Origin of the sequence: Microbacterium endophyticum, assembly GCF_011047135.1 — a bacterium.
Taxonomy (GTDB): domain Bacteria; phylum Actinomycetota; class Actinomycetes; order Actinomycetales; family Microbacteriaceae; genus Microbacterium; species Microbacterium endophyticum.
This window is the reverse complement of the sequence record NZ_CP049255.1, coordinates 2,734,478-2,751,522: the sequence shown is the minus strand read 5'-3', so window position 1 is coordinate 2,751,522 and position 17,045 is coordinate 2,734,478. Positions and strand designations below refer to the sequence as shown.

Below are 17,045 nucleotides of genomic sequence, written 5' to 3'. Positions count from 1 at the left end.
GCCGCGATATCCACGCGACCCGCGAGGTACGGTCTTGCTCAGCGCACTGCGAGCATCACTTCAACGACTGCATCCAGGACCGCATCGACTTGGCTTTCGTGATACCCGCCGCGCTGCATGCGAAAAGCAACCGCGCGTACCTGATCTACCGTCACGAGTTCTCCGTCGGACAAATAGCCAGCGATCTTGTCAGAAACTACGTCAACTTCGTCGACTCGATAGCCGTATCGCATCCAGGAAACACGCCGAAAACGACGCCCACGTCGACGCGAAAGGCGATCGAGAATCACCTGGGCCTCGCCCCTGCTGCGATCCACCCATTCCTGAACGCCATCCGCTTCGAGGCTTTCCGCTCGTTCGCGGGCGAAGAAAGCGTCTTCGAGACGGCCGAGCGCGGCGTCCACTGCCGACACGACGTACCCACCCTTCGACAGCGGGAACGCAGCCGAGCGTACCGAAGCTGATGTCATCCGAGGAGCGGTCTCCACATCCTGGTCTTCGAACGCCGCGCGCGCGTGCGCCAGGAAGGCATCCACGGCTCGCTGCTCGTAGCCTTTGCGTCGTCCTCGCTCGACCGGCAGCCCCGGACTCGGAGCGGTGCTCGAATCGCTATCGCGCATCTCTTCACCGCCGCGCTGGCGATCGTCGTCGCGCTCGTCTTCATCTCTGACCGAGAGATCGTCGACGCTCATGAAGCCACCAAGGGTGTGAGGAGATAGTAGAGCACGAGCGCGGGAACAGTCGAGGGAAGAATCGAGTCGAGCCTGTCGAGCACGCCACCGTGCCCCGGAAGCCACGAGCTCATGTCTTTGATCCCGAGGTCGCGTTTCACCATTGACTCTCCCAGGTCGCCGATCGTCGCGGTGCACAGAATTACGGCACCGAAAATGATGCCAGTCCACCATGGCAATCCCAATAGCAGCCAGGCGAGCAAGACACCGGCAACAATCGCGGCAAGAGCGGCGCCCGCAAAACCCTCCCATGTCTTCTTGGGACTGATGCGCGGGGCCATCGGGTGACGCCCCATAGTCAGACCAGACACGTATGCACCCGTGTCAGATACAACGACGACGATCAAAAACGCAAGAACCCACCACGCACCGCTGTCATTTCTCAGCAGAATAAGAACAAGGCTTGCAAGAAACGGAATGTACATCTGGACGAATGTGGAATACAGCACGTCGTCTACGACATCGCCGTAGGTGCGCGAATCCTGCGCACTCATCTGCGCAATGAGCCGCCAAACGACGACAAATGCGATGGCGACGAACACCACCACCCAATGCACCCACAGACCCAGTAAGTACCCCGACGTGACGATTGCCACGCCGGACGCTACCTGCGGAATGAGGTCAATCCGCCGCCCTGAAGCCTGCAACGCCCGAGTGAACTCGAAAATGCTGAGCACGGTCGCTGCCGCCGCAAATACTGCGAATGGCCAACTCGCGAAGATCAATGAGGCGAGCACGATTGCACCGATGCTCACACCGATGATGATCGCGAGGATGAGATCGCGACCTGTTCGTTCTCGAATCCGCGCGTTCGCTTCTTCGAACTCGGCACGAGCGTGTGCCACTTGGGTCTCAAACTCAGAGCGGGCAGAGCGAACCTGGTCACCGAACGCATGAGGAGATTCTGAGCGAGCGGGAAGCTCGTCATCCCGTTTTTGATAGTCCGCAGGGTCGATCATCGACGTGCTCCTCAGACTTCGAGAAGTTCAGCTTCCTTGCGTTTGAGAGATTCGTCAATCGCATCTACATGTGAGCGCGTAAGCGCGTCTAGTTCTTTCTCGGCCCGAGAAAGCTCATCTTCGCCGACATCACTTTTCAGCGCGTCGAGGTCGTCCTTAGCTTTCCGTCGGATGCCACGGACGTGCACTTTCGCATCTTCACCCTTTGTGCGAACGAGTTTTACGTACTCTTTACGACGCTCTTCGGTCAATTCGGGCATCGTCACCCGGATGATGTTGCCATCATTCGTCGGGTTAACGCCCAGGTTGGGAGTGTCCCGAATCGCCTGTTCGATCGCCTTCAGTGCGGTCTTGTCATAGGGGGTCACGATGATGCTTCGAGCTTCTTGACTGTTCAGGGAAGCCAATTGGCCCAGTGGGGTTGGGGTGCCGTAGTAATCGACTGGAATCTTCTGGAACAGCTGGGGATTCGCACGACCGGTGCGAACAGTTGCAAAGTCTTCTTTTGCAGCATCGACAGCCCGGTCCATGCGGGTGGCGGTATCGGCCAAAACGTCGGCGATCACGGGTACTCCATTCAGTGGGGCTTGAGGACATCTTATCCGGGGCTCACCCCCGGGACTGAACTCAAGCGGTCACGAGCGTCCCGATCTCGTCGCCGAGGAGAGCACGGGTGACGTTGCCCGCAGGCTCCATGCCGAAGACCCTCATGTCGATGCTGTTATCCATGCAGAGACTGAATGCTGTCGAATCCACTACCTTGAGGCCTTGGACAAGAGCATCAGAGTAGGTGATGCGGTCGAGACGAACGGCCGAGGCATCCTTTTTCGGATCAGCCGTGTACACGCCGTCGACGCCGTTCTTGGCAACCAATACTTCGTCCGCCTTGATTTCCAAAGCACGCTGGGCGGCCACAGTGTCAGTAGAGAAGTAAGGAAGTCCAGCGCCGGCGCCGAAAATGACAACGCGGCCTTTTTCCATATGACGCTCCGCGCGGCGCGGAATATACGGTTCCGCAACCTGCGTCATCGAAATCGCGGACTGCACGCGGGTTGCGGCACCCGCCTGCTCGAGGAAGTCTTGAAGAGCAAGAGCATTCATCACAGTCCCGAGCATGCCCATGTAGTCCGCTCGCCCACGGTCCATGCCGCGCTGGCTCAGTTCGGCTCCACGGAAAAAATTGCCACCACCCACCACGACAGCGATCTCGACGCGGTCGACTGCTTCAGCGATTTCACGCGCCATCTGCCCCACAACATCAGGATTGACTCCGAGTTGCCCGCCCCCGAAGGCTTCGCCTGAGAGTTTGAGCAGAACACGCCGTCGCCCGGATACCTCATTGATCACGTGTCAGTCCTTTCATCGCGTCTAAAACTACCCGGGGGCAGCAGAAAGGCCCGCATCGAAAACGATGCGGGCCTTTTACATGAGTTACGCGCCGACCTTGAATCGTGCGAAATCAGTAAGTGTGATGCCTGCTTCCTGAGCAACCTTCGCCACCGACAGTTTGTTGTCCTTGGCGTAGTCCTGATCAAGAAGAGCGACCTGCTTGAAGAACGCGTTTACGCGGCCTTCAACAATCTTCGGCAGCGCCGCTTCGGGCTTGCCTTCGTTGCGTGAGATTTCCGTGACGATTTCACGTTCCTTCTCGACATCAGCATCGGGAACGTCCGAGCGCGAGAGGTAAGACGGGTTGGCGAACGAAATGTGCTGAGCGATGCTGCGAGCAGTTTCCGCGTCGTCGCCCGAGTACGCCACCACGACACCGATCTGCGGAGGCAGGTCCTTGCTGGTCTTGTGGAGGTATACCTCGAATTTGTCGCCCGTGAGCGTGCGTACCCGACGCAGTTCGACCTTCTCGCCGATGATTGCGGCTTCATCGGAGATGATCTGCTCAACCGTTTGAGACCCGACAGTAACTGCCAAGGCGGCCTCAGCAGATTCTGCGCTTGCGGAAGCAGCAGCGTCAGCGACCTTGTCTGCAAGTGCGATGAAGCGATCGTTCTTCGCAACGAAGTCAGTCTCGCAGGCGAGCTCGATGAGTGTTACTTTGCCCTCATACTCACGAGCGACGATGAGACCTTCGCTCGTGGATCGGTCGGCACGCTTTGCATTTCCCTTTGCACCCTTGAGGCGCAGAATCTCGGTTGCCTTCTCGACGTCTCCGTCGGCTTCCTCGAGGGCCTTTTTCGTGTCGACCATGCCCGTGCCGAGCTGTTCGCGCAGCGCCTTGATATCGGCAATGGTGAAGTTTGCCATGAGTGGCGGCTCCTTGTATTTGGTGAATTCTCGGAAGAATCGGCGGACCGGCCGCAGCCGGCCCGCCGATCAACAAATTGGGGACGAGAGACTATTTCTCAGTCGCTGTGGCTTCTGCAGGGGCGTCGCTGGTGTCTTCAGCGGCCGCGGGAGCCTCCTCAACAGCGGCTTCAGCGACGGGCTCAGCCTTCGCCTCTTCTGCGTCATCCGACTTCTCGGCGGTCTCAGCTTCAGGAGCGGATCCACCCTTTTCGAGGAGCTCGCGCTCCCAGTCAGCGAGGGGCTCAACTGCTTCGGCCTCGCCTGTCGGCTGGTGACGCTGAACAAGACCCTCGGCAGCTGCGTCAGCAACAATTCGCGTAAGCAGGCTCACGGAGCGGATAGCGTCGTCGTTGCCGGGGATCGGGAACTGGAACTCGTCGGGGTCAGCGTTGGTGTCAAGGATCCCGATGACCGGAATGCCGAGCTTCATCGCTTCGTCTACCGCGAGGTGCTCGCGCTTGGCGTCGACAATCCAGATCGCAGAAGGTGTTTTCGTGAGATTACGGATTCCACCGAGCGACTTGTGAAGCTTGTCGAGTTCACGCTTCTTGATCAGCAGTTCCTTCTTCGTGAAGCCACTGTTCGCGGGAACCTCGTAGTCAAGCTCTTCGAGCTCCTTCATGCGAGCGAGACGCTTCGAGATGGTCTGGAAGTTGGTGAGCAATCCACCGAGCCAACGCTGGTTGACGTAGGGCTGACCGACACGCATTGCCTGCTCGGCGATGACTTCCTGTGCCTGCTTCTTGGTACCCACGAAAAGAATGGTTCCGCCGTGAGCGACGGTTTCCTTGACGAACTCATAGGCCTTGTCGATGTACGACAGCGACTGCTGCAGGTCGATGATGTGGATGCCACTGCGCTCAGTGAGAATGAAGCGCTTTACTTTCGGGTTCCACCGGCGAGTCTGGTGTCCGAAGTGAACGCCGCTGTCAAGCAGCTGGCGAATGGTGACGACGGCCATGGCCGTTCTCCTGTTCTCGACGCGTTCGCGCCGTTTGCGGTTTGTTTAGCCGAAGAAAAATTCCCGGCGTTCCTGGTGCCCGACCCAATCCCACCCGCACGTGTGTGTGCGGGACCGAAGGGAATGGTGCCATCCGAAGAACCGGACTGTGGGCACGCGTAGTCACCCCGACGAGCGAGGTGCCGCTTAAGTATACCAGCAGAGCCAGAACGCTGGTCTCCCCCGCGGCGCGCACGAAGGTCGCTCTCCACACATCCGTTTCGGGGGCATTGCTTTGTGAACGCGCCCGTCATATTTAGCGGCATGCTTACTACTCGGCAGGCTCTCCTGGTTTCTACGGTCCTGAGCTTGATATCGCTCGCATTGAGCACGGACAGCCCGATCGACGCACGCTCATCGTTCTCGCCCGGGCTCGCTAACAGCGGTCGTGAGTGGGTATGGCCGGCTGCAGATTTCGACATGCACTACAGCTACTCCGCACCTGCTCACGAGTATGCTCCCGGGCATCGCGGAGTAGATCTTGAGCTTCGCGGAGACAATGCTGTGGTGTCTCCCGCCGACGGAAAAGTAGCTTTTTCAGGTATGGTCGCCGATCGTCCTGTACTCACGATCAGCCACGGTGACGGGCTCGTAAGCACTCTCGAACCGGTCTCATCGACTCTGGTATCGGGAACATACGTGAACGCCGGAACAGTAGTTGGAGTTCTTTCGACAGGTGGCCATGCCGCCGAGGGGACTCTCCACTTTGGCGTGCGAGAAGATGGAAGCTACATCAACCCGTTGTCCCTGTTCAGCGACATACCCCGAGCAGTGCTTTTGCCCTGCTGTTGAAGGAAAACGGCGAATCAGCCGCGCGACACGACGTTGTCGGATCCACTTACATCCTGAAGCGGATCTGACCCTGACTTGATGACATTCGCGTTACCGGAAATAGTGATCGATTCAAGTACGCCGCTGACCGTTGCGAGGTTTTCATTTCCATTGATGTTCAGGGAACCGACCGTATCAGCGACCACGCTGCTGCCCTGACCGTTGATATCAATCGACGAGACACTCGCGGTGTGAAGGCTATTGCGGTCACCGTTGATTTCCATCGATGCGACAGTCGCCCCTGTCACATCCACGCTGTTGTCGCTGCCGCCGATCGTCACGGACGGGCAGTCGCCGATGAGCTTAAATTCCGAGTTCGATCCGTTCAGAGTGAGCGCATCACCCCCACAATCCACGGCGTCAACGTCGGTTGCCGCCGTGGCCGACGCTGTCGGTTGCCCGGTGAGTGCGGGCGACGCGCGCTCAGCAGGAGCCGAGGGAACTACGGTGCGACGCTGCTCACTGACCTGCGGCGAACAGCTGACGACAAGCACGCCGGAACATAAGAGCCCGATAAGAGCCAGTTCTTTTTTGCGAATTCTCATCATGCGCCCACGCTATTGCGCGCGGGAACAGAACGCTATTCATGCACGGGGGTGCGCGAGTCGATAGGACGCGGCAAGCCGCTCCGACGACACATGAGTGTAGATCTGTGTCGTTCCGAGGCTGGCATGGCCGAGTATTTCTTGAACGGCCCTCAGATCAGCGCCACCATCGAGGAGATGGGTCGCAGCAGAGTGCCGAAGCGCGTGCGGCCCAACGTCACCACCGCCAACGGCGGGAGACACCAGCCGCGATACGACATCGTACGCGGCACGGGGACCGAGCCGACCGCCACGAGCACCCAGAAACAGCGCTGTCGATTCTCCGTCGCCGCGGGCGAGGAGCGTAGGACGCGCGCGCACCCGATAGGCGTCTATCGCAGATGCGGCCGGCGCGCCGAAGGGTACGACACGTTCTTTTGCACCTTTTCCATTGACGCGGGCTGTGCGTCGGGAGAGATCGACGTCCTCGAGGTTCAATCCACAAAGCTCTGAAACCCGCATTCCAGAACCATAGAGCGTCTCCAAAATCGCGCCATCGCGCAGAACTATCGGGTCACCGCTCACGCCGGCATCGTGCTCTTTGTTCAGAACGTCGGCGAGCGCACCAGCCGTCGCGACTCGTGGAAGGGTCCTCCCGCGTTTAGGTGCTCCCAATCGCAATGCGGGATCTGTTGGAGCATGACCCGACTCCACCGACCAAGAAAAGAATGCCTTCACGCTTGAGGTGCGGCGTGCAACTGTTGCGCGCGAGTCACCTCGCTGCGTGGCAGCCCACTGCCATGAGCGAAGTACATCGAGGTCTACTTCCGCGATGCTCGTGGCGGGCCCTACTCGGCTCATGAGATCCCGAATATCAGACGTATACGCGCGCACCGTCGCTGGAGAAAGCCTACGGACGCGGACCAGATGGCGCTCCCACTCAATTAACCCGAGGTCAATCCGCATTGCTCCAGCATGACCGGAAACCCGCACTCGCCAAGAGTGGCGCGCCGATGCTATCGGGAGCGTGGCAAGTTAATCCGTTCGGGTGCTGGAGCACCCTCACAGCGCGATACCCCTTCATCAGGCGACTGCGCCCCGTCAGCACTTCTCAGTAACATGCGCAGCATGTCGATAAAACTTGAAAACGTTGGGATCGCAGTCCGTGACCTCGAAGCGACCATATCCTTCTTCATCGATCTGGGCCTCGAAGTCGTTGTTCGCGACACAATCAGCGGTGCGTGGGCCGATACCGCTGTCGGCCTCGACGGCAACCATACAAGGATCGCCGTGCTCAAGACACCGGACGGTCACGGACAGATCGAACTCTTCGAATATCTCCACCCAGCGGCGATCGAAACGGAACCCACGCTCCCGAACGAAGTCGGTATGCACCGTGTAGCTTTCTCGGTAGACGACATCGATGCGACCCTCGAGATCGCATCGCGGCACGGCTGCTATCCACTTCGCGGCGTTGCGACATACCTGGACATCTACAAGCTCACTTACCTGCGCGGCCCCAGCGGAATCATCGTGATGCTCGCCCAAGATCTGAAGAGTGGCTGAAGGTTCCCTGTGGTACCGGCGCAGGCAGCCTCCTGCGCGTCAGTATCATCACCGGCTCACCACTAGCCACCCTCCCCCGGACTGACGCACTTTTGCCGCGAGATGCAATACCCCAAGGGCCTGCTGCACATCAGGATGCGACATCCCGCTCCGACGCACGATGTCGTCGATGCTCCGAACGCTCCGAGGGCTCATTGCATCCGTCACCCTAGTGAGGTCATCAGTGCGATCTCCCTCCTCACCGGTACCGATTTCGAAGAGCGTCTCAGCAGCCCCCAACCCCAATAGCTCCATCACATCATCGGCGCTCGTCACACATCGAGCGTCGTACTCGCGCAAAAGCCGATGACAGCCAGCGGATGCTGCTGAGGTCACAGGCCCAGGGACGGCACCCAGAGCTCGAGACAACGCCGCAGCATGTCCCGCGGTATTCAGCGAACCGCTGCGCCATCCAGCTTCGACAACTACCGTGGCATCAGCCAACGCGGCGATGAGCCTGTTCCGCTGTAAAAATCGCCATTTCGTGGGAGCGGACCCGCAAGGGACTTCGCTGCAAACGATTCCACGTTCGGCTATGGCATCGATTAGCCGCGCGTGCCCGCTCGGATATGACCGGTCCGCTCCGCCAGCAAGTATCGCGATCGTTGTGCCTTCCACTGAAAGCGCTGCGCGGTGCGCGACTCCGTCGATGCCATATGCCGCGCCAGAAACCACCGAGATACCGCGCCCGGCAAGGTCTGCGGCGAGGTCTGCGGCGACATGCTCACCATAGCCCGTCGCTGCTCGAGCACCGACAATCGCCACGAGAGCGCGGGTTCGGGCGAACGTCAATGGATCACCGCGAAACCATAAGCAAAGAGGCATATGGTCACCCAGGTCGTCTAGTGCGTGTGGCCAGAGCTCATCGCGCCCAACCAGAAGACGGACATTCGCACGCGCAGCACGCTCAAAAGCGATGCCCACTGCGGCATCAGTGCAGCGCGGCCGCCACCGTGCTTGTGCGCGCACGAGTTCATCCGAAGAAATTGAAACATCCTCGGCAAATTCGCCGAGCTGTGCTCCCTGCGCAAGGCGAAGCGCCTCAACCGGACCTACAACGGATATCAGACGCCCAGCGACCGCGTCACCCGGCTCGACAATGCAACTCCATGACGCTAATGCGTACCGGGAAAGCGCATCGATATCGGTATCGACGCGGCAACCGATCTGGGCGAGCGCGGCGCGGGCGCGCGGAGCCTCGAGAGTAATCATGCGGTGAATCCCTTCTTTAGATAAAGCGCACGCCCCACATGATCGAGTTGCACCGCGTCGAGCCCGTCAAGATCCGCCAGGGACCACGCCACGCGCAGCACGCGGTCGTATGCACGGAGAGTGAGCGCCCCTCGATGAAGCGCAGCATCGAGGGGTCGTCGCGTCGCAGCTTTGAGCGCGAACGGGCCATGCCTCAACCACGCACCATCAACATCCGCGTTTCTCCGCCACGGGGTTTCTCGCAGTCGGCGCTGTGCACGGTCGCGCGCGACGCCCACCCGCTCTCGCGCCTGGGCTGTAGTTAGACGGGCGCTTTCCTCGCGCGCAGCGACAGAGGTGATCCGCAATACGTGTAATTCGATGTCTATGCGGTCAAGCAGCGGTCCCGAGAGCCGACCGAGATAGCGCCTGATCGCTTGCGGCGGGCAGATGCACTCAGCGCCCTTCACACCGTAGTTTCCGCAGGGGCAAGGATTGGTCGCGACGACGAGCTGGAAACGAGCGGGGAAGTCCGCAACGAATCCTGCGCGATGGATCACAATACGACCAGTTTCCAGCGGTTGACGGAGCGAATCCAGAACGTGTCTGGGAAACTCCGCAGCTTCATCGAGGAACAGCACTCCCTCGCCAGCGCGAGCAATCGCTCCGGGCCTGACGACACGCGAGCCTCCGCCGACGAGCGCCGCCACGCTCGCGCTATGGTGCGGCGCTTCGAACGGTGGTGTTCGGTCGAGCGCCGTTACGGGCGCCCCGCTCACTGACCGAACGGACGCGACGCGGAGCGCAGCATCATCAGATAGCGAGGGAAGTATCCCGGGCAAACGACGCGCCAGCATCGTCTTCCCTGCGCCTGGAGGACCACTCATCATCACGTGATGCCCTCCTGCCGCAGCCGCAACCAGCGCGTCGACAGCATCCCTCTGGCCGATCACATCCCCCAGTTCGAGTTCATCGTTGGCAGCCATCGCGGTCGACGCCGACGACGGCATCGCGACCGGCACGACCTCTCCCACGTCGACGGCTAGGCCATGCCAGCACACGACTTCCGCAAGAGAGGCGGCGCCCAGCACGTCCATGCCCTCGACAAGTCGTGCTTCCGCAGTATTGGCATGCGGAACGACGACGCGACGAAAGCCCGCGTCGCGGGCGCCGAGAACAGCGGGCAGAATGCCCGGCACGGGCCGCAGCCTTCCATCCAGACCGAGCTCTCCCAGATGAACAGTCTCAGCCAATGAGCCCGGGCGAAACACGTGCTCGGTCGCGAGCGCCGCGATCGCAATAGCGACGTCAAAGCCGGACCCGTGTTTGGGCAAGCTCGCCGGAGAAAGATTGATCGTCAATCGCCGACGCGGCAATGGAAGCTCGCTGTTCGCGCAAGCGTTGTGTACCCGCTGCACGGCTTCGCCAAGCGACTTGTCTGGCAGACCGATGAGACGAAAGTCTGGCGTCTGTGCTGATAGATCTGCTTCTACTTCGACAGGCGCTGCATGAATTCCCGTGAGAGCAAATGCCCAGGTGCGCGCCATGGTCATCGCAGATCCTGGAGATGTTCAACCGTGCCACACGATGGGTCGGGCCCTATTATTCCGACGGCGTCAATCCGCACGGTATGTCCAGCCGCGATGTGCGGGAATGCCGCGCACCACTGCGACGAGAGCCGCCACAAGCGCCGAAGCTTTACCGGACCGACTGCCTCGAGTGGGTGGCCAAAAGCCTCCGTGCGGCGAGTCTTCACTTCGACGAAGACCAAGAAGCTGCCGTGGCATACGACAAGATCGACTTCACCGTCGGCACCCCGCCAATTGCGCGAGAGCACTCGATAGCCGACGCCCTCTAGATATGTAGCTGCCCGCTCTTCGCCCCGCCGCCCCAACTCGTCTTTTTCCGCCATACCGGCAGCATGAGCGAGTCCGAGCTGTCGCTTCTACCTGTCACCTCGCGCAGTGGAAAGACACGGTCGAATGCAACGATGGGGAGGAGACAAGCCAAATCAGTTGTCGAGCGAGAGTTCCTCAGGAAGCTGGAAATCGCGCCGCGAGAGCTCTTCGACGTTGACGTCTTTGAATGTCAACACGCGCACCGACTTCACGAAGCGGTCAGCACGATAGATGTCCCACACCCAGACGTCAGTCATCGTGATCTCGAAGTAGAAATCATGCTCGGTGTCACGGCGCACGACATTGACGTCGTTCGCGAGGTAGAACCGTCGCTCGGTCTCAATTACGTACTGGAACTGCGAAACGACGTCGCGGTACTCGCGGTAGAGCGCAAGTTCCAGCTCACGGTCGTAGTCCTCGAAGACTTCGTCATCCATGGTGTCTCCATCCTATGGTGCCTGAGGTGTGAGTGAGGTTCAGGACAGACTCGCTACATCACGGATCGTCCACGAAGCGCGGTGATGGACACTCAGCCCATGCTCACGAATCGCGCCGCGGTGGGCTGCGCTGCCATATCCCTTGTTGCGCGACCAGTAGTAGTGCGGCTCATCGTCGTGGAGTCGGATCATCAACGTGTCTCTCGCCACCTTGGCGATAACGGATGCAGCGGCCGCGCTGGCGCAGTCGCGATCGGCCTTGACCACGGGCAGCACGGTGAGAGCCGTCGTTGTCATGGGCGAAATGTAGTCGTGGTTGCCATCGAGAAGGATGACAGCATTCGAAATCGATACATGCTGCTCCGAGAGTTGATTGAGCGCTCTCATCGCCGCGAGGCCGAGGGATGGGACGATACCGAATTCGTCGATCTCGGGCGCGCTCGCCCACCCCACCGCGCTCAGGTTTACCCATTCCTTCGCTCGCTGTGCGAGGGCGGGGCGTCGCGGCTCGCTGACAAGCTTCGAATCTCTGAGACCGTCCGGAACGGCACTGCTCACACTGACCGCATCAATCGCCACCGCACCAACAGCAACGGGTCCGGCAAGTGCGCCGCGTCCAACTTCGTCGCATGAGATCACAACGCCATAATCGTGGAGAAGTGATGTCTCTCTTGTGATGTCCGGAATTACAGCCGTCACCCTGCAGCTACCTCGTCTTCAGCTTTGGGAACACTGCCAAAGACTGAATGGTGAAAATCAATGGGGCCGAACCGGTCAAAGGGCCACGTTATCCAAAACGCGCGGCCGACCACATTACTGATCGGCACAAACCCACGACCGGGCTGATCCTGGTTGTATCGCGAGTCTTTCGAGCGGTACCGGTTGTCGCCCAGCACCCACAATGAGTCATCAGGTACAACAACGTCGAAGTCGACGGCCGATGCCGCTGCCCCAGGGTCGGGGACTTGAATATACGAGCTCTCGTCAATCGCCACCCCGTTGACTGTTATCTGGCCGAGATCGTTACAGCACACAACGTGATCCCCGGGCAGACCGATAACCCGTTTGATGAGGTGATCATCGCTATCTGACGCCGAAAGTCCGACGAGAGAGAGCATCCAATCTCCCGCTTGAGCGAGCGGCGACTGTTGCTGTTCAACTGAAGTGGGCAGCCATCCTCCGGGATCCCGGAAAACCACAACATCGCCTCGCTCGTAGGCGCCGAACATCGGCGTGATCTCGTCGACAAGGATTCGGTCGTTGACGACAAGCGTGCTTTCCATCGATTTCGACGGAATATAGAAAGAGCGGACGAGAAAGGTCTTGACCAGAAAAGACACGAGAACTGCGATCAAGATGATGATCAAGACATCCCGTAAGAACCTCAGCCCGCCGCTGCCAGATTGCCGGTTGCGCGTGACCGCCGGGGCGGGGGAATCTGCATTCTCAGTTGTCATCGGCGTCCTTCAGCGGCAGGTTTGGAGCATACTCGCCCGACGTTAAGCCTTGCATATAGAAGAAGCCCCAGAGGACATCCTCCGGGGCTTCTTCTATATGCGGTGTTAGCCGCGCTTTTCTTTGATTTTGGCCTTCTTGCCGCGGAGGTTACGAAGGTAGTAAAGCTTGGCGCGACGAACGTCACCACGGGTGACGACCTCGATGTGATCAATCACTGGGCTGTGAACGGGGAACGTGCGCTCCACGCCGACCTGGAAGCTCACCTTGCGAACAGTGAAGGTTTCGCGCACACCATCTCCGGAGCGGCCGAGGACCGCACCCTGGAATACCTGGATACGTGAGCGACTGCCCTCCGTGATGTTGACGTGGACCTTAACGGTGTCGCCGGGGCCGAACTCGGGAATGTCGCTACGGAGTGATGCCGCATCGACTGCGTCGAGGATCTGCATGATCTTCTCTTCCTGCGACCGCCACAGGTCGGACCGCGAAATAGTGTGATGAAAAGTATGTGTGCCCTCGCATCGGAGTACGACTCCTCTTACGTAATTCCCCTGAGGCAGAACTGGTCAGGGCACAGCTTTCAATAATGCCACGAATGGCGTCAAGCACAAAACCGCTCTGCTATCGCACGCGGTCCTCTTCCGCGATGACAAATACGTTGCGGACATCATCATCAGCCTTCGTCGGGCGTGACTGAGGGCGCAGATACCCGATTCCGTTGCTGGCACGCATCAACATGGTCCCCTGTCGTGACTCGCTCAAAAGTTGCCACAGTTCGAGCCAGAACAAGCCCAATGCAGCAACGACTGTGAGTACGAACATCGGCGCCCACCAGTCGTGACCGAAAAAACCAAGCGAAATCGTCAAGCTGTGCCACACGGCGAAACCGATGACATCCCACCACGAAACTGCACGCTGAGTGCGAACCGTGGCACGCGCACGGACGAGAAGCGTGAGCACTAGCTGCCCCACGAACACCGCGGGAATCGCTACGAATAGGACCCATAAGAAAGCCCATGCCCCGGCGTTGAACACACCCCAACCGATGAAGAGCCAGAGGGGAAGAAGAAACGCAGAGGGGAAGAGCCACCCGAAGAACGCGCGCCGCAACCACATATCTCAGATGTTACGCCGCGTTCTGTCATGAACGGTCCGAACTAGTCTGATACCAAGAACCCTTTCAGGCGGCCTGCGAACTCATCCGACAGAATGGATGATGATCGAGAGGAAAAGAATGATCGAACTTCGAACACCCGCCGAGATCGAGCAGATGCGTCCGGCAGGAAGATTCGTCGCCGAAGTATTAGCTACCCTTCGCGATGACGCGAAAGTGGGAACCAATCTGCTCGCGATCGACAAACGTGCACATGAGATGATCCGCAAAGCGGGCGCCACGTCGTGCTACATCGACTACCACCCCTCTTTTGGAGCGAGTCCGTTCGGAAAGGTCATCTGCACGTCGATTAACGATGCCGTCCTGCATGGGCTTCCCCATGATTACGCCCTTCGCGACGGTGACCTCGTTTCTTTGGATTTTGCCGTTTCTGTAGACGGGTGGGTTGCCGACTCCGCTGTTTCCTTCGTCGTAGGAAATGCACGCGACGAAGATCTGGAGCTGATTGATACGACGCAGCGCTCACTTGCCGCGGCAATTTCCGCAGCTACCGTCGGGAACCGAATTGGCGACGTATCAGCGGCGATCGCAGAGGTAGGGCACGCCGGCGGCTATTCAATCAACACCGACTTCGGCGGGCACGGCGTCGGCCGCATCATGCACGGCGACCCCCACATCCCTAACAATGGGCGTGCTGGCCGCGGATACCCTCTTCGGAGCGGCCTCGTTGTCGCGCTCGAGCCATGGTTGCTGGCAGCCACTGACGAACTCATCACAGATCCTGACGGATGGACACTACGCAGCGCCGACGGCTCGCGGGGTTCGCATTCGGAGCACACCGTCGCTGTCACGGCAGACGGACCGATCGTTTTGACGGACCGAGGTTTTCTCGGCGTCGAGTGAGCTCCGGTTCAGCCGAGCTCAGGCGGCAACAAGTCCGGTCGCTGAGATTGAGTGCGAGAAATTGACTGTTCACGTCGCCACGCCGAGATGGCAGCGTGGTTTCCTGAAAGCAAAACTTCCGGAACAGGACGGTCACGCCATCGCGGCGGTTTTGTGTAGATCGGGTACTCGAGGAGCCCAGACTCGTGAGACTCTTCGACGAGGCTCTCTGGATTGCCGACAACACCCGGGATGAGTCGTGAAATTGCTTCGATCATCGCGATAGACGCAACTTCGCCGCCGTTCAGAACGTAATCACCAATGCTCATCGGTCGAACCCGACCACGAGCACTGTACTCGTCGATGACGCGCTGATCGATACCCTCATACCGACCACACGCAAAGACTATGTGCGGGGTTTGTGCGAGTTCACGGGCGATAGCCTGCGTAAAAACCTCTCCAGAGGGTGAAGGCACGACGAGTACTGCGTCGTCCGTGAGGATCTCATCGAGAGCCGCACCCCACGGTTCTGGCTTCATCACCATGCCAGCGCCACCACCGTAGGGTGTGTCGTCGACCGTTCGATGCCGGTCGTTTGTCCAGTGCCGTAAATCATGAACGCCAAGATTCACGATCCCGCGCTCCCGCGCCTTGCCTATGAGCGAGAGATCTAGCGCATCAAAAAAAGCCGGAAAAATCGTAACGACGTCAATACGCATGTGGAAAAGTTTAGGCAGAACTGTCGCTAGCGGGCCCCGCGCCGTCGGCATCAGAATTCGCATCGGCCGGAAGTTCTTCGAACAGGCCGGCGGGTGGCGTCACGACGATGTGCCCAGCAACGGGATCAACCTCGGGCACGATGGCCTTCACGAACGGGACAAGCACTTCACGCTCGCCGGAGCGGACGAGAAGGAGATCGTGCGCCGGAAAGTGGTCCACGCGCATCACGCGTCCCACCGAGACACCGTCGCGCAGCACGTCGAGTCCTACCAGCTGATGGTCGTACCAGGCGTCTTCTTCTGGTGTGGATTCGGCTGCGTCCTGGTCGATCCACAGGATAGCTCGCACGAGTCCCTCGGCAGCCGAACGGTCATCGACTCCGTGGAAGAAAGCAACTGGGTGCGAATTCATCCAACGAAACTCGCGAACCGTCAAGGTCTTACCGTGCCATTCAGACGCCTCAGGCACCTGAAGCGTGAACGACGCTCCCGGAATGAATCTTCCGTCGGGATCGTCGGTGTAGAGCTCGATTTTGAGCGCGCCCTTCAACCCGTGAGCCTTGACCAAACGACCAACTCGAAGCTGCGCTTTTATATCGTGCGGGGGACGCGCAACAGAATCACTTCCGGGCTCCCCCGATGACTGCTCTGGCACCATCAGTCGTCAGCAACGTCGACGCGCACGCGGCGCCCGTCGGCCAGAGCTGAAACAACAGTGCGCAGGGCTTTTGCGGTGCGCCCGCCGCGCCCGATCACTCGACCCCGATCGTCGGGGTGCACGTGAACCTCGAGAACGTCACCCCGCGGCGAGGTAGACGAGTCGATGCGCACGTCATCGGGGTGATCAACGATCCCCTTGACGACGTGCTCGAGCGCGGCGGAAAGCACTGCGATTACTCCGCGTCTGTCGCGTCTGCGGCAGGAGCGTCAGCGTCAGCGACGGGCGCGTCAGCCTTTTTCTCCGCCTTCGGCTTGATGACCGACTTCTTCGAAGCGTCAAGCGAGAATGCTGGCTTAGGCTCAGCAAACTTAACGGTCGAAACTGCGTTCTTGTCGCCCTTGTACTGGCCCCAGTCGCCGGTCAGCTTGAGAAGTGCACGAACCTGCTCGGTCGGCTGTGCGCCAACGCTGAGCCAATACTGTGCACGCTCCGAGTCGACCTCGATGACAGAGGGCTCGTGGGTGGGGTGGTACTTACCAATTTCTTCGATGACACGACCATCGCGCTTGGTGCGCGAGTCGGCGACGACGATGCGGTAGTACGGCGCACGGATTTTACCCATGCGCTTAAGACGGATCTTGACAGCCACGATTCTCCTGAATGTGTGGAAAGTGAAGCGAACCGATCGCCCGGAGAGTGGGGTGCACACCCGGCGGAAGCTCAAAAGGAGGACG

Annotated in this window: 23 protein-coding genes; 3 read left to right on the top strand and 20 right to left on the bottom strand. The window is 59.7% G+C overall.

All coding sequences use genetic code 11. From position 1 onward, the window contains the following. Window positions 1-38 precede the first annotated feature (38 nt). The 6 genes from G6N83_RS12950 to rpsB form a co-directional block, all read right to left on the bottom strand. Window positions 39-620 (bottom strand): DivIVA domain-containing protein, encoded by a 582-nt coding sequence (locus tag G6N83_RS12950; RefSeq protein WP_165143471.1) that lies wholly within the window; start codon window positions 618-620, stop codon window positions 39-41. Window positions 621-688: 68 nt separating this feature from the next. Continuing rightward, window positions 689-1,690 (bottom strand): phosphatidate cytidylyltransferase, encoded by a 1,002-nt coding sequence (locus G6N83_RS12945; protein ID WP_165142690.1) that lies wholly within the window; start codon window positions 1,688-1,690, stop codon window positions 689-691. A gap of 11 nt (window positions 1,691-1,701) precedes the next feature. Further along, window positions 1,702-2,256: a ribosome recycling factor gene (frr, locus tag G6N83_RS12940; RefSeq protein WP_165142688.1), complete on the bottom strand. Its 555-nt coding sequence runs from the start codon at window positions 2,254-2,256 to the stop codon at window positions 1,702-1,704. A gap of 61 nt (window positions 2,257-2,317) precedes the next feature. Continuing rightward, window positions 2,318-3,037 (bottom strand): UMP kinase, encoded by a 720-nt coding sequence (gene pyrH, locus G6N83_RS12935; protein WP_165142686.1) that lies wholly within the window; start codon window positions 3,035-3,037, stop codon window positions 2,318-2,320. 84 nt (window positions 3,038-3,121) lie between these two features. Then, window positions 3,122-3,949: a translation elongation factor Ts gene (gene tsf / locus G6N83_RS12930; RefSeq protein WP_165142684.1), complete on the bottom strand. Its 828-nt coding sequence runs from the start codon at window positions 3,947-3,949 to the stop codon at window positions 3,122-3,124. Between the two features lie 91 nt (window positions 3,950-4,040). After that, a complete protein-coding gene (gene rpsB / locus G6N83_RS12925; RefSeq protein ID WP_165142682.1) occupies window positions 4,041-4,952 on the bottom strand; it encodes a 30S ribosomal protein S2 in 912 nt (303 codons plus the stop codon). A 303-nt stretch (window positions 4,953-5,255) separates the two neighbouring features. Here rpsB and G6N83_RS12920 point away from each other — a divergent pair, with 303 nt between their 5' ends. Next, complete coding sequence (locus tag G6N83_RS12920) at window positions 5,256-5,783, top strand: murein hydrolase activator EnvC family protein (RefSeq protein WP_165142680.1); 528 nt, start codon at window positions 5,256-5,258, stop codon at window positions 5,781-5,783. 14 nt (window positions 5,784-5,797) lie between these two features. On the opposite strand, the gene G6N83_RS12915 is transcribed toward G6N83_RS12920, so the two are convergent. After that, a complete protein-coding gene (locus G6N83_RS12915; protein ID WP_165142679.1) occupies window positions 5,798-6,370 on the bottom strand; it encodes a DUF3060 domain-containing protein in 573 nt (190 codons plus the stop codon). Between the two features lie 36 nt (window positions 6,371-6,406). Continuing rightward, window positions 6,407-7,312 carry a tyrosine-type recombinase/integrase gene (locus G6N83_RS12910; RefSeq protein WP_165142678.1) on the bottom strand — a complete coding sequence of 302 codons (906 nt, stop codon included), beginning with the start codon at window positions 7,310-7,312 and terminating at the stop codon, window positions 6,407-6,409. Between the two features lie 162 nt (window positions 7,313-7,474). Here G6N83_RS12910 and G6N83_RS12905 point away from each other — a divergent pair, with 162 nt between their 5' ends. After that, entirely contained in the window at window positions 7,475-7,912 is a 438-nt protein-coding gene (locus G6N83_RS12905; protein ID WP_165142677.1) for a VOC family protein, read from the top strand. 48 nt (window positions 7,913-7,960) lie between these two features. Here G6N83_RS12905 and dprA read toward each other — a convergent pair whose 3' ends face one another. From dprA to G6N83_RS12865, 8 genes are all read right to left on the bottom strand, one after another. Then, window positions 7,961-9,163, bottom strand: coding sequence for a DNA-processing protein DprA (dprA, locus tag G6N83_RS12900; RefSeq protein ID WP_165142675.1), 1,203 nt, complete (start codon window positions 9,161-9,163; stop codon window positions 7,961-7,963). Further along, window positions 9,160-10,695: a YifB family Mg chelatase-like AAA ATPase gene (locus tag G6N83_RS12895; protein ID WP_165142673.1), complete on the bottom strand. Its 1,536-nt coding sequence runs from the start codon at window positions 10,693-10,695 to the stop codon at window positions 9,160-9,162. The genes dprA and G6N83_RS12895 overlap by 4 nt, the downstream gene beginning before the upstream one ends. Next, window positions 10,692-11,054, bottom strand: coding sequence for a YraN family protein (locus tag G6N83_RS12890; RefSeq protein ID WP_165142671.1), 363 nt, complete (start codon window positions 11,052-11,054; stop codon window positions 10,692-10,694). Before G6N83_RS12890 ends, G6N83_RS12895 begins: the two co-directional genes overlap by 4 nt. Window positions 11,055-11,153: 99 nt before the next feature. Further along, on the bottom strand, window positions 11,154-11,477 hold the full coding sequence (locus G6N83_RS12885; RefSeq protein ID WP_165142669.1) for a DUF2469 family protein: 324 nt from the start codon (window positions 11,475-11,477) through the stop codon (window positions 11,154-11,156). 39 nt (window positions 11,478-11,516) lie between these two features. After that, the gene (locus G6N83_RS12880) at window positions 11,517-12,176 is read right to left on the bottom strand and encodes a ribonuclease HII (protein ID WP_165142667.1); all 660 of its coding nucleotides are present in this window, start codon (window positions 12,174-12,176) and stop codon (window positions 11,517-11,519) included. Then, complete coding sequence (lepB, locus tag G6N83_RS12875) at window positions 12,173-12,934, bottom strand: signal peptidase I (protein WP_165142665.1); 762 nt, start codon at window positions 12,932-12,934, stop codon at window positions 12,173-12,175. The genes G6N83_RS12880 and lepB overlap by 4 nt, the downstream gene beginning before the upstream one ends. Before the next feature lie 105 nt (window positions 12,935-13,039). Further along, on the bottom strand, window positions 13,040-13,384 hold the full coding sequence (gene rplS / locus G6N83_RS12870) for a 50S ribosomal protein L19 (RefSeq protein ID WP_165142663.1): 345 nt from the start codon (window positions 13,382-13,384) through the stop codon (window positions 13,040-13,042). A 172-nt stretch (window positions 13,385-13,556) separates the two neighbouring features. Next, window positions 13,557-14,051, bottom strand: coding sequence for an MFS transporter permease (locus G6N83_RS12865; protein WP_165142661.1), 495 nt, complete (start codon window positions 14,049-14,051; stop codon window positions 13,557-13,559). A 118-nt stretch (window positions 14,052-14,169) separates the two neighbouring features. Between G6N83_RS12865 and map the strand changes: the two genes are divergently transcribed. Beyond that, complete coding sequence (gene map, locus G6N83_RS12860; RefSeq protein ID WP_165142659.1) at window positions 14,170-14,952, top strand: type I methionyl aminopeptidase; 783 nt, start codon at window positions 14,170-14,172, stop codon at window positions 14,950-14,952. A gap of 8 nt (window positions 14,953-14,960) precedes the next feature. Here the strand turns inward: map and trmD are convergent, their stop codons facing one another. From trmD to rpsP, 4 genes are read right to left on the bottom strand one after another with little or no spacing between them, the layout of a single operon-like run. After that, complete coding sequence (gene trmD, locus G6N83_RS12855) at window positions 14,961-15,650, bottom strand: tRNA (guanosine(37)-N1)-methyltransferase TrmD (protein WP_165142657.1); 690 nt, start codon at window positions 15,648-15,650, stop codon at window positions 14,961-14,963. Window positions 15,651-15,660: 10 nt separating this feature from the next. Further along, window positions 15,661-16,308 (bottom strand): ribosome maturation factor RimM, encoded by a 648-nt coding sequence (gene rimM, locus G6N83_RS12850; RefSeq protein ID WP_165142655.1) that lies wholly within the window; start codon window positions 16,306-16,308, stop codon window positions 15,661-15,663. Beyond that, entirely contained in the window at window positions 16,308-16,538 is a 231-nt protein-coding gene (locus tag G6N83_RS12845; RefSeq protein ID WP_165142653.1) for an RNA-binding protein, read from the bottom strand. The genes rimM and G6N83_RS12845 overlap by 1 nt, the downstream gene beginning before the upstream one ends. 5 nt (window positions 16,539-16,543) lie before the next feature. Further along, window positions 16,544-16,960 carry a 30S ribosomal protein S16 gene (rpsP, locus tag G6N83_RS12840; RefSeq protein ID WP_165142651.1) on the bottom strand — a complete coding sequence of 139 codons (417 nt, stop codon included), beginning with the start codon at window positions 16,958-16,960 and terminating at the stop codon, window positions 16,544-16,546. Between the last annotated feature and the right edge of the window lie 85 nt (window positions 16,961-17,045).